Origin of the sequence: Aquimarina algiphila, from assembly GCF_007489275.1 — a bacterium.
Taxonomy (GTDB): Bacteria; Bacteroidota; Bacteroidia; order Flavobacteriales; family Flavobacteriaceae; genus Aquimarina; species Aquimarina algiphila.
Genome location: NZ_VLNR01000003.1, coordinates 151506 through 164676, shown reverse-complemented (window position 1 = coordinate 164676; position 13171 = coordinate 151506). Strand labels below are relative to the sequence as shown.

General features: G+C 36.4%; 7 protein-coding genes. 4 read left to right on the top strand and 3 right to left on the bottom strand.

Going from position 1 to position 13171, the window contains the following annotated elements; genetic code table 11:
- Window positions 1-3 precede the first annotated feature (3 nt).
- Genes fusA through rpsL form a run of 3 tightly spaced genes read right to left on the bottom strand, consistent with a single transcriptional unit; the run spans window position 4 to window position 3015 of the window.
- Window positions 4-2130: an elongation factor G gene (fusA, locus tag FOF46_RS02360; protein WP_143915343.1), complete on the bottom strand. Its 2127-nt coding sequence runs from the start codon at window positions 2128-2130 to the stop codon at window positions 4-6.
- A gap of 10 nt (window positions 2131-2140) precedes the next feature.
- Complete coding sequence (rpsG, locus tag FOF46_RS02355; protein ID WP_024770882.1) at window positions 2141-2617, bottom strand: 30S ribosomal protein S7; 477 nt, start codon at window positions 2615-2617, stop codon at window positions 2141-2143.
- 23 nt (window positions 2618-2640) lie between these two features.
- Window positions 2641-3015, bottom strand: a complete 375-nt coding sequence (gene rpsL, locus FOF46_RS02350) for a 30S ribosomal protein S12 (RefSeq protein WP_024770883.1) — start codon at window positions 3013-3015, stop codon at window positions 2641-2643.
- Between the two features lie 514 nt (window positions 3016-3529).
- On the opposite strand from rpsL, the gene FOF46_RS02345 reads away from it, so the two are divergent.
- From FOF46_RS02345 to FOF46_RS02330, 4 genes are all read left to right on the top strand, one after another.
- A complete protein-coding gene (locus tag FOF46_RS02345) occupies window positions 3530-6793 on the top strand; it encodes a SusC/RagA family TonB-linked outer membrane protein (RefSeq protein ID WP_143915342.1) in 3264 nt (1087 codons plus the stop codon).
- A 14-nt stretch (window positions 6794-6807) separates the two neighbouring features.
- Complete coding sequence (locus tag FOF46_RS02340) at window positions 6808-8550, top strand: SusD/RagB family nutrient-binding outer membrane lipoprotein (protein WP_143915341.1); 1743 nt, start codon at window positions 6808-6810, stop codon at window positions 8548-8550.
- A gap of 48 nt (window positions 8551-8598) precedes the next feature.
- Window positions 8599-9648, top strand: coding sequence for a hypothetical protein (locus FOF46_RS02335; RefSeq protein WP_143915340.1), 1050 nt, complete (start codon window positions 8599-8601; stop codon window positions 9646-9648).
- A 330-nt stretch (window positions 9649-9978) separates the two neighbouring features.
- Window positions 9979-13161: a SusC/RagA family TonB-linked outer membrane protein gene (locus FOF46_RS02330; RefSeq protein WP_109435186.1), complete on the top strand. Its 3183-nt coding sequence runs from the start codon at window positions 9979-9981 to the stop codon at window positions 13159-13161.
- Window positions 13162-13171 lie beyond the last annotated feature (10 nt).

Sequence of the window (13171 nt, the reverse complement as noted above, 5' to 3'; positions counted from 1 at the left end):
TAATTAAGCGTTAACTCCTTTTGCAGCTGCGATTACTTCTTCTGAAATATTAGAAGGAGTTTCAGCATAGTGAGAAAATTCCATTGTAGACGTTGCTCTACCAGACGACAATGTTCTTAATGTTGTTACATACCCAAACATCTCTGAAAGTGGAACAGTAGCTTTTACAGTTTTTGCACCTGCACGATCTCCCATATCACTCACTTGCCCTCTACGGCGGTTAAGATCACCTACGATATCACCCATATTTTCTTCTGGAGTAATAACCTCTAACTTCATAATTGGCTCCATAATTACGGCTTTAGCAGCTTTTGCTGAATTTTTAAAACCTAATTTAGCAGCTAATTCGAAAGATAGCTGATCCGAATCCACATCGTGATAAGAACCATCCTTCAATGTTACTTTCATAGCATCCACCTCATATCCTGCCAACGGCCCATTCACCATTGCCATTTTGAATCCTTTCTCAATCGACGGTATAAATTCCTTAGGAACATTACCTCCCTTAATTGTAGACTCAAACTGAAGTCCCACCTGACCTTCATCAGCTGGCTCAATAGTAAATACAATATCTGCAAACTTACCACGACCACCAGATTGTTTCTTATAAACTTCTCTATGATCAGCTGCTGCTGTAATAGCCTCTTTATACTCTACTTGTGGCTGACCCTGGTTCACCTCCACTTTGAATTCACGTCTTAAACGATCAACAATAATATCCAAGTGAAGCTCACCCATTCCAGAAATAATAGTCTGACCAGAAGCTTCATCAGTTCTTACTGTAAATGTCGGATCTTCTTCAGCTAACTTAGCCAATGACAATCCTAATTTATCAACATCTACCTTAGTCTTAGGCTCAACCGCGATACCGATTACAGGATCAGGAAAATCCATAGATTCTAAAACAATAGGATTTTTTTCATCAGACATAGTATCACCAGTCTTGATATCCTTAAACCCTACTGCAGCTCCAATGTCTCCTGCCTCTATATAATCTATTGCATTTTGTTTGTTAGAATGCATCTGATAAATACGAGAGATACGCTCTTTTTTACCTGAGCGATTATTCAAAATGTAAGAACCAGCATCTAAACGACCAGAATACGCTCTAAAGAATGCCAAACGACCAACAAAAGGATCAGTAGCAATTTTAAATGCAAGTGCCGAAAAAGGCTCTTTTACATCTGGTTTACGCAATTCTTCTTGATCTGTATTTGGATTCACCCCTACTATACCATCTTTATCCGTTGGAGAAGGCAAATAACGACATACCGCATCTAAAAGGAATTGTACTCCTTTATTCTTAAATGCAGATCCACAAATCATTGGAATGATACTCATATCCATTACAGCAGCACGAAGAGCAGCATGCACTTCATCTTCTGTAATAGAATCCTCATCTTCCATAAATTTTTCTAAAAGGTTTTCATCATAAGCAGCAACTTCTTCAATAAGCTTACCTCTTAATTCAGCAGCCTCAGCTTTTAATTCTTCAGGGATATCAATAACATCAAATGTAGACCCTTGCGTTTCATCATGCCAAACAATAGCACGGTTTTTAACCAAATCTACAATTCCCTTAAAATCAGCCTCATCACCAATATTCATTACAATCGGCACTGCATTAGACCCTAACATATCCTTAACCTGTTGACAAACTGCCATAAAGTTAGATCCTTGACGGTCCATTTTATTTACAAAACCTATACGAGGTACTTTATAATTATCAGCAAGTCTCCAGTTAGTTTCAGATTGTGGCTCAACGCCATCAACCGCACTAAATAAGAATACCAATCCATCAAGAACACGAAGAGAACGGTTAACTTCAACCGTAAAATCAACGTGACCCGGAGTATCAATAATATTAAAGTGATAACCTTTGGTATCATCTATCGGCTGACCATTTTCTGTTGGAAACTTCCACTCACATGTAGTAGCAGCCGAAGTAATTGTAATACCTCTTTCCTGCTCTTGCTCCATCCAGTCCATCGTAGCAGCACCATCGTGCACTTCACCTATCTTATGACTTACACCCGTATAATAAAGAATACGCTCTGTAGTTGTAGTTTTTCCTGCGTCAATATGCGCAGCAATACCTATATTTCTTGTATATTTTAAATCTCTAGCCATTTCTTAATGATTAAAATCTAAAGTGTGAGAATGCTTTGTTTGCTTCAGCCATCTTATGAGTATCTACTCTTTTCTTAACCGCTGCTCCTTCTTCTTTTTCTGCTGCAATAATCTCTGCTGCTAGTTTCTGAGCCATAGATTTCTCGTTTCTTTTACGAGAAAACTGAATCAACCACTTCATAGCGGTAGATATTTTACGGTCTGGTCTGATTGGATTTGGAATCTGGAAAGTAGCTCCACCTACACGTCGACTTCTAACCTCCACATGTGGCATTACATTAGATAATGCATCTTTCCAAATCTCTAATGACGTTTTTTCGTCATTTTGTTTTTTCTCTTCTACAATGTCAATAGCATCATAGAAAATTTTAAAAGCAGTTGACTTTTTACCATCCCACATCATCATGTTTACAAAACGAGTCACTAATTGATCGTTAAAACGTGGATCTGGCAAAATTGGTCTTTTTTTAGCCTTTCTTTTTCTCATGTCTTCTTCTTAAAGTTTTTTAATTACTTCTTAGGGCGTTTTGCACCATACTTAGATCTACGTTGTGTTCTACCTTCAACACCTGCGGTGTCTAAAGCTCCACGAACAATATGATATCTAACTCCTGGTAAATCTTTTACCCTTCCACCTCTAACTAATACTATCGAGTGCTCCTGGAGATTGTGACCTTCACCACCGATGTATGCGTTTACTTCCTTACCATTTGTTAACCTAACACGAGCTACTTTACGCATAGCTGAATTTGGTTTTTTTGGTGTAGTAGTATAAACACGCGTACAAACACCGCGGCGTTGCGGGCACGAATCCAAAGCAGCCGATTTACTCTTCTTAGTTATTTTGGCTCTACCTTTTCTTACTAATTGTGAAATTGTTGGCATAATTTGCTTTACACTATATATTAAATAATTTTTATAACATTCCCTTTAAAAGGGCTGCAAAGGTAGAAATATTTTTCAGCAAATCAAATCCTAATTGATTAATTTTTATTCATTTAAATATATCACCCAAAACTTATCGAACAAAAACAATGAGATTATGATTATTTCCAAGCTTCAAAACTAACACTATCTAATCAAACAAAATCTTAAACACAACATTAAACTACAGACACATCATTATAGCCACTTAAGTCAACCTTATACTACATAAAACACAACACAATAACACATCAAACAAGACCTAACCACAACACACAAGCCCCTTTTTTAAGCATTAAAATCAAAGTAGAAAAAAGAAACAATCATTTTAAAGAAAAAAAAGAAAATGATTATTAAATTATTATAATTTAACATTTAAAAATCTTAATAAAAGTTAAAATAATCAAAAATACACCTATTTAATGCTATTTTATTGTGAATTTTGAAATTGACCAATTTAAATAAATCACACACAATGAAATCATCAAGGAAGCAAATTCTAATGCTTTTTACAGCATTAGTCGTGCAATTTTCTTTTGCACAAGAAAAAACCATAACAGGTAAAATCACAGACGACATTGGCTCACCTTTACCAGGAGTAAACATTATTGTCAAAAACACGAACACTGGTACCCAATCAGATTTTGATGGAAACTACAACCTTCAAGCATCCCAGGGAGACATACTGGTCTTTAGTTATCTCGGCTTTACAAACAAAGAAGTAACCGTAGGAACCAGCGACACAGTTGATATTCAATTAGAATCTTCTGCCTCTCAATTAGAAGAAGTTATTGTCACAGCTCAAGGTATAAAACGAGAGAAACAAGCTCTTGGATATGCTGTTGCAGAGGTTAAAAACGAACAATTAGAACAAAGAGCCGAAGGAGATATTGGTCGTGTCTTATTCGGAAAAGCCTCTGGAGTTAACATCACTCAACAAAATGGTCTTTCTGGATCAGGAACCAATATTGTTATTAGAGGATTAAGTTCTTTTAGCGGAAGCAACCAACCATTATTTATTGTTGACGGAGTTCCTTTTAGTAGCGACACCAATTCACAAGGGTCAAATGACGGAAACAGTCAGAACGATTTTGTAGACGGAAACTCCGGTTCAAGTAGATTTTTAGACCTTGACCCTAACAGTATTGAAAGCGTTAATGTACTAAAAGGTCTTGCGGCCGCAACACTATATGGTACAGCAGGACGAAATGGAGTTATCCTAATCACCACAAAAAATGGATCTGCCGGAAATGCACTTAAAAAGAATGAAGTAACGATAACTTCATCATTATTTTTTAATGAAATCGCATCTCTCCCCGATTATCAAAATCAATATGGAAACGGTTTCGACCAAGCATTCGGATGGTTCTTTAGTAACTGGGGACCAAGTTTTGAAAGAGAAGGAGTTGCCGGATGGGGAAATGGTATTGACAGCGACCCCAATAGAGGTTTTAATGAAGATGGCACCTTAGCGCATCCATATAGTACAGCTGCTTCAGCTACAGGTATCCCCGCAGCATTTCCAGAATTTGCAGGAGCTCGTTATGAATGGAGACCATATGATAGCGTTGAAAATTTCTTCAAAACCGGAACTGTCGCTAATACAGCAATTAATTTTAGAGGCACATCAACAGATAACAAACTAAGCTACAATGCTAATTACAGTTATTTAGAAGATGAAGGTTTCACCCCAGGAAACACACTAAGAAGAAATACACTTGGATTTGGAGGAAAAGCCGTCCTGTCTAATAAATTTACAATCTCTAATACATTAAATTACTCTAAAACAGATTTCAGATCACCACCTGTCTCTGCAAGTAGAGGTAATGGATCATTCGGAACAGGCTCTTCAGTTTTTGGAGAATTATTCTTCACTCCAAGAAGTGTAGACTTAATTGGACTACCATCTGAGAATCCTCAAGATGGATCAAGCGTATATTATCGACAAAACAATAGCATACAACACCCTATCTGGACGGTTAACAATGCCCTAAACAGACAAACAACAAATAGAGTATTTGGTAACGGAACGTTACAATATGACTTTACCGACAATCTAAATCTAATCTATCGATTCGGAATTGACAACTACACTGAATCAAACATCAACCAACAAAACAAAGGAGGGGTTAGTGATGACGCCGCCTTACGAAGTGGAATTTACCAAACCTGGACCAACATTAATACCATCTTCGATCACAATATTATCATTAATGGAAATTTTGCATTAAACGACAACATTGGCATGACATTTAATGTAGGAGGAACCAGCAGAAGAGAAGTCTTCGAACGTAACGGTGTTGCGAGCAGCAGTCAAGTAGAGTTTGACGTATTTAGACACGTTAACTTTCTCAACCAAGATGAGATTGAATTTAAACAAGAACGAAACATAGTCGGTTTATATGGTCAAGCTGATTTTGACTATAAAAAAATGCTCTATCTTGCTTTAGCCGGAAGAAATGATTGGGTTTCTAATTTAACCACAGAAAATAGGTCTATTTTTTACCCTAGCGCAAGTGTTTCTTTCTTACCAACTACCGCATTTAAAGGACTAAGGACTGATAATGGAATAAATTATTTAAAGGTCAGAGCCGGATACGGTACATCTGCAAACTTTCCCACTGGCTTCCCAGTAGCTGTTACTTTAGATTTAGATACTCAAAACTTTCAGAATTCTGATAGCGGGAATGATGTTGTAACCAACTCGATTCCTCCAAGAGAAGGGAATCCAAATTTAAAACCTGAAAGATTAAATGAAATAGAATTTGGTATAGAATCTAGGTTTTTCAAGAATCGCATTAACCTAAACGCTTCGTATTACAACAGAACAACCAAAGACCTTATTATAGACAGGCCTTTAGATCCTTCTACTGGAGCCACCATAAGAAGTGAAAATATTGGGGAAATAAAAAGCGATGGATTTGAAGTAGATTTAGGTGTAGACATTGTTAAACAGGTCAACAATGGATTCACCTGGAACACCAATATCAATTTTACAGCCAGTGAAACAACAGTTGAAGATCTTGGTGCAGATACAGATATCATAGTATATTCTGGATTTTCTAACTTAGGTAATGCCGCTATTGAAGGAGAACCACTTGGAGTAATTGTAGGAAGTCGAATTCAAAGAAACGATAATGGAGAATTTTTAGTAAATGATGCTGGTAACTATAGAGAGGAAGAAGGAACATTTGTAATAGGAGATCCTAACCCAGACTATTTGTTAAATGTAAATAATTCATTTTCCTTCAAAAACTTCAACTTAAGTTTCTTATTTACCTTTGTAAAAGGAGGAGACATTTACTCTAGAACCGTATCTACTTTATTAGGCAGAGGACTAACAACCGACACAGTAGATCGTGAAAACACATTTATTTTGCCAGGAGTTAGAGATGATGGCTCCCAAAACAATATCCAAATAAACAATTCCACTTTTTACTTTTCGAATGTATTGTTTGGCCCGGATGAATTGGGTGTGTTTGACGGAACCGTACTTAGACTACAAGAACTATCATTAGGATACACCATCCCAACTAAATTTTTAGATAAAACTCCTTTTGGAGCAGTAAGTATAAATCTTACCGGATATAATTTATGGTTCGATGCTTTTAACATACCTGATGGAACCAATTTTGACCCTAACGTTGCCGGACTTGGTGTTGGTAATGGTCGTGGATTTGATTTCTTAAACGGACCGAGTTCAAGAAGGTATGGTATGAGTATTAAAGCTTCTTTCTAATAAAAAAAACAATCATGAATATACTAAAATCAATATCATATAAAGTATCAGTAATTATCATTCTGATTATAGGAATGTTATTTACCGCCTGTGAAAGCACAGAGCTAGACCTTACTGAGAACCCTAATCTATTAGACCCTTCTCAATCCAACCCTGATCTATTTCTAAATTCAATTCAAGTAGATTTTGGAAAGGTCGTTGAACGCTTTGGCGCCATTGGTAGTCAGGTCACAAGAATAGACAACATGAATGGAAGGGACTACCAAAACGTATACTCCCCTTCAGATTTTAATGACTTATGGAGTGGATCATATCAATCCACCGGAGTATCATTTCCTGATCAAAATGGCCATAGTCAAAGATTTAATGGAATTCTAGCAGACGCAAGAGCACTTGAACCGATCGCTACTCAAAACAACTTATATCACCATTTGGCGATATCCCAAGTTATTGAAGCATATATTATCGTAACCTTAGTAGACTTTTTTGGCGATGTCCCTTATAGTGAAGCTCTTCAGGGAAGTACAAATCTAAATCCTAAAGTAGATGATGGGGCTTTAATATATGATGCTGCACTAAACTTATTAGACAATGCTATTTCAAATTTCAATAAAGACGTTACCGATGAACCCGATAACGACTTCTATTATAATGGTGATTGGGGAAAATGGATTACAGCAGCCAATACAATAAAAATGAAGATTTACCTTCAGAAAAGATTAGTTGATGCTCAAGCTATTACAAACTTCAATAACATTATTAGTGATGGTGATTATATCCAAAGTGCTGATGAAGACTTTCAATTCTCTTGGGGGACAAACGAAATTCAACCTGACAATCGTCACCCTAGATACGCCAACAACTACGAAGGAGATGGTGCTGATGAATATATGTCAAACTGGTTAATGAACCTAATGTCCATTCCGAGCGACCCTAATGAAAATGACCCAAGAATAAGGTATTATTATTATAGACAAACAAATGTTGTTCCAGGAGCAGAAACAGCCCCAAACGAAGAAACACTAAGCTGTTCATTAGAAAGTGCTCCCCAGCATTACATTGATGGTGGATTTACGTTTTGTTATTTAAATAATGGGTATTGGGGACGTGATCATGGTGATGATGACGGAGTACCACCAGACGGTTTTTTAAGAACAAATTTTGGTGTCTATCCTGCAGCTGGTCGCTTCGACGATAGTAGCTTTAAAGGAACTCAACAAGGTGATGGGGGCCAAGGAGCAGGAATTACACCTATACTACTATCATCTTGGGTTGATTTTATGATAGCAGAAGTTGCCATGGAACAAATGAACACTTCTTCTGCAAGAACAGCTTTATCAAACGCTATAACAAAATCAATAAGCAAGGTAACCACATTCGGATCTTTAGACAGCTCTGCCAATCTAGTATTCGAACCCAATGCAACCGAAATCAATACCTTCATTAATAATCGCCTTGCAGATTTTGATGCAGCAGCAACACCAGTTGATAGATGGAATGTTATAGCAGAACAATATTGGATTGCTTTGTTTGGAAATGGAATAGATGCATACAACTTCTACAGAAGAACAGGATACCCAACAACCCTACAACCAAACGTAGAACCATTTCCTGCTACAGGTAATTTTATCAGATCATTTCCTTATCCAGCAGATTTAACAACCAACAATTCATCTGTAGACCCTAAACAAAATTTGGATCAAAAGGTTTTTTGGGACAACAATGCCGATTCGCCATTATTTCCAATCGCTAACTAATTTTAATCTAATTAAAACTTAAAAGATTAAAACAAAACATATAGAAAAATGAAAAGAATAATCAAATATCTAAATATACTGTTCCTTACAGGCTTAATCCTTGGGTGTGGCAGTGATGACAAAACGGTGGACGTAATACTTGAAAGCGTTACAAGCGGTGGAGTATTAAGAACAATTGACATTAACAACAACCTTATTTATAATGACCTATTGCTAGAATTTGACGAAGGAGCCAATTACACACTCACTTTAGAAGAACAAGACAATCAAAATGGAGAGTTGCTAGACCAAATTGAAATCTATGCTAGATTTGTTGAAAATACGCGAATCGACACTAACATGGATGGAGTAATAAACGATGACGACGATGACTTATCAACCGAAGAAGGACTTATAAGAACATTAACAGCTTCTGATTTCCAACCTGGAGAAAGAGGGGTGCCTATTTCTGTAATTACCTTTACTGCAGATGAATTTTTAACATTTACAGGAGTAGATGAAAGTAAACTTCAAGGAAAAGATGATTTTGCAATTAGATTTGTACTTAAACTTAAAGATGGAAGGACATTTTCTGTTGATGATGCCAATGGGAATGTATCAGGAGGTTCATATTTCTCTTCACCATATACTTACAGAACAACAATTGGATGTACTATCACAGAGACTCTTGCAGGTACATATACTTATAATGTAACCTCTTTGATTCCTGCACCAGGCGGAAGAAGTCAATGCAACAGCATGTCGCTTCCGAGTGGAGAAGTAACCTGGACAGAAGATGAAGATAGAGGCGAATATAGCACCACCGATTTAAGTTTTGGGCAATTTGATAATTGCTATACAGGAACATTTAACACAATTAATTTCTCAAAAGGAACAATTATTTGGGATTGCACTAAACTAGTGGCTGATGGTGAAATCATAGTAGAAGAAGACACTAATGATGAAGAAGAATTCACCTATACCTATAAAATAACACAGATAATGGGAACAGATATTACCATAGACTTCAGCAACTCTGCAGGAGATAGAGGAACGGTCGTATTGACTCGCCCAGATAGCAAAACATGGCCTGTACTTTTTAAGGCTGAAGACGATTAATCTTCATAAAAAAGCTATCAGAATACAGTTTTTCTTATAAAAAGAGGAGGTTTTCAATTAAAAATCTCCTCTTTTTACAACTTGACACAAGACCAACAAAACAAATACAACTCAATATTTAACAACCTCTTAAGAAGTTGTTCATTATCTGACACTTAAACAAATTAAAAAACACAAAAAACTTCACAACCACCGTATAACTTACCTACAACAACATCTAACAATTTGGATATATCCAAATAGCTGCAATTTAAATTTTAATAACAAAAAGTTGTTTTATAAAGATATTATTATGATTTTTGGAACTGGCTAATTCAAATAAATTGTAAAATGAGAACAAAGTTTAGTGGAATTTTAACGCTACTACTAGCGTTTGTTGTGCAATTCACTTTTGCACAAGAAAAAACAATTTCAGGAACTGTAACCGATGATAAAGGGTTACCTCTTCCTGGGGTTAATGTTGTTGTAAAAAATACAGCAAGCGGTACGCAAACTGATTTTGATGGTAATTATACCCTTCAAGCGAATCGGGGTGCAGTACTTTCTTTTAGTTATGTCGGTTTTGACACTAAAGAAGTTGTAATCGGGGATGGTGACTCCATCAATATTCAATTATCAGCTTCTGCTTCAGAATTGGAAGAAGTTGTTGTAACTGCACAAGGTATTAAGGCAAAACCAAGATCCTTGAGTTATGCAATTGCAACAGTCGCAGATGATGAAATTGAAAACACAGGTGAGGTTAACTTAGTAAGTTCCTTGACAGCAAAAGCTCCTGGGGTTTCGGTTGTAACGTCTTCAGGTTCTGTTGGTGCATCCGCTAACATTAGAATTCGTGGTAATACTTCTATCTCAAGAAGTAACTCTCCTTTATTTATTGTTGATGGTGTCCCTATTGATAATACAAGTACAGGAAATGCTACTAATGGAGTTGACATCTCGAACAGAGCAATCGATATCAATCAAAACGATATTGAAAGTATTTCAATCCTTAAAGGTATTGCTGCACAAACATTATACGGTTTAAGAGCCGCTAACGGGGTTGTATTAATTACTACGAAAAAAGGTAAAATTGGTGCTCCTACTGTTTCTGTAAGCTCAACTGTTCAAATTAGTGAAATTACTCAAACACCAGATTTACAAAGACAATTTGCTCAAGGTAGACCAGTAGGTGGAGTTCCTACTTACAGAGGACCTGAAACACAAGAAGGTTTTAGCTGGGGTCCAGCTATCTCTGGTCTCGAGTACGACGGAGACACTTCTTACCCATACCACAGATTCGGAAGATTAGTTCCAGCTGGAACAGGGAATGGGAGAGCTGCTGAATCTTATGATCATGTAGATGACTTCTTTGTTAATGGTTTATTAACAGATCTTAACGTATCTGTAAGAGGTGGTACTGAAACTGTAAGATATTATTTATCTGCTGGTAAATTAGATCAAACAGGTGTTGCTCCAACTGAAAACTTTGACAAAAGATCTTTCAGAGCAGATATTACTGCTGATCTTTCTGAAAAATTCGAAATCTCTGCAAGTGGTTCATTCGTAAACTCAGGTGGACGAAGAGTGCAAAGAGGATCTAACATCTCTGGTATTATGCTAGGTTTGTTAAGAACAACTCCAACTTTTGATAATGGTAACGGATTAACAGGTAGAGATGCTGCAGAAACTAATTCTGTATTCCAATTGCCTGACGGTACTCAAAGAAGCTATAGAGCTGGTGTATATGATAACCCGTTCTGGACTGTTGCAAAAAACCCATCTAGTGATGATGTAAACAGATTTACAGGAAGATTATCTTTTGAGTACAGACCTATGGATTGGTTAACATTACAAGGAAGATATTCGTATGACAGATATAGTGATGTTAGAAAAGCATCTCAAGATATCAACTCAGCTGCAAATCCTGGAGGTAGAGTATTTGATGATAATATTTTTAATGAAGATATTACAGCTAATTTCTTAGCCTTATTTAATAAAGACATTTCTGAGAACATTACCTTTAATGGTATTTTAGGTTATGAAAACTACCAAAGTGATTTCTTAAGAAGAAGTGTACAAGCTGATGGTTTAACTATACCTGGATTCTTTGATGTTTCAAACTCTTCAACTCAGGTTAATACAAATTCAGTATTTAAGAAAAAGACAGATGCAATTTTTGCCGACGCTAAGTTTGGAATCAAAGACATGATCTTTATTAATGGTTCTGTTAGAAATGACTGGTCTTCTACTTTACCTGAAGACAACAACGATTTCTTATCTTATAGTACGGGTTTAAGTTTTGTATTTAGTGAACTTATCGAAAGTGACGTATTTACTTATGGTAAATTAAGAGCATCTTACGGTAGAACTGGTAATGATGCACCAATATATGCTACGCAAACTTTCTATCAAGGTGGTGTTGCTGGTGGTGACGGTTTTATTAACCCTGGAAATCAATTTCCTTTATTTGGAGCTGTTGCTTTAGAAAGAAGTGGACAATCTGGAAGTCAGCAAATTGAGCCAGAAGAAACTACTGAATTAGAATTCGGTGGAGAGCTAAAATTCTTCAACAATAGAATTGGTTTAGATATTACTTATTACGATAAAGAAACTACCGGGCAGATATTTGCTGTTGATGTAGCTCCTTCTACTGGTTTTAATGGTCGTAATGCTAATGTAGGTAAGATTGAAAATAACGGTTTTGAAATTGGTGCTAACTTTACACCTGTTCGTACAGATGATTTCTCTTGGGATGTTAATGTAAACTGGACTGCTTATGATTCTGAAGTTATTGAATTAGCTCCTGGAGTTGAATCATTTACTTTAGCTGGATTTACTTCAGTTTCTTCTAGAGTACTTCCTGGAGAATCTTATGGAGCAATATTTGGTGACAGATTCTTAAGAGATGATAGTGGTAATGTATTAATTGACGATACTGGTTTCCCAATTGTTGACCCTACATCTGGTGTAATTGGAGATCCAATACCAGATTGGCAAATGGGTATTAAAAACACTGTTTCTTATAAAAACCTTTCTTTATCGTTCTTATTTGATATAAGAGAGGGTGGTGATGTATGGTGTGGTACTTGTGGTATCATTGATTACTTCGGAGTTGGTCAAACTACAGCAGATCAAAGAGGAATTACAGATTTCGTATTTGAAGGAGTTGTACAATCTACAGGTCAACCAAATACTCAGCAAGTTGCTCTAGCTGATCCTGCCGGAGGTTTAGGTGCTAACAGATGGGTTAGATATGGTTTTGGAGGAGTTGGAGAAGATAGTGTATATGATGCATCTTGGGTTCGTCTAAGAGAAGCTTCTATAAGCTATAACTTAGGAGAGAAGTTATTAAATGGTACTCCTATTACTTCTGGTTCTATTACTTTCTCTGGAAGAAACCTATGGTTAGATACTGATTACCCTGGTATCGATCCTGAAACTAACCTAACTGGAGATTCTAATGGTATTGGTCTGGAATATTTTAACCAACCAAATACTAGAAGTTATGCCGTTTCACTTAAACTTAATTTCTAAAAAAAGTAAA

Coding starts and splice junctions, on each gene's coding strand:
- rpsG (WP_024770882.1), bottom strand. CDS start 2,617: ATGAGAAAAAGAAAGGCTAAAAAAAGACCAATTTTGCCAGATCCACGT.
- fusA (WP_143915343.1), bottom strand. CDS start 2,130: ATGGCTAGAGATTTAAAATATACAAGAAATATAGGTATTGCTGCGCAT.
- rpsL (WP_024770883.1), bottom strand. CDS start 3,015: ATGCCAACAATTTCACAATTAGTAAGAAAAGGTAGAGCCAAAATAACT.
- FOF46_RS02335 (WP_143915340.1), top strand. CDS start 8,599: ATGAAAAGAATAATCAAATATCTAAATATACTGTTCCTTACAGGCTTA.
- FOF46_RS02345 (WP_143915342.1), top strand. CDS start 3,530: ATGAAATCATCAAGGAAGCAAATTCTAATGCTTTTTACAGCATTAGTC.
- FOF46_RS02340 (WP_143915341.1), top strand. CDS start 6,808: ATGAATATACTAAAATCAATATCATATAAAGTATCAGTAATTATCATT.
- FOF46_RS02330 (WP_109435186.1), top strand. CDS start 9,979: ATGAGAACAAAGTTTAGTGGAATTTTAACGCTACTACTAGCGTTTGTT.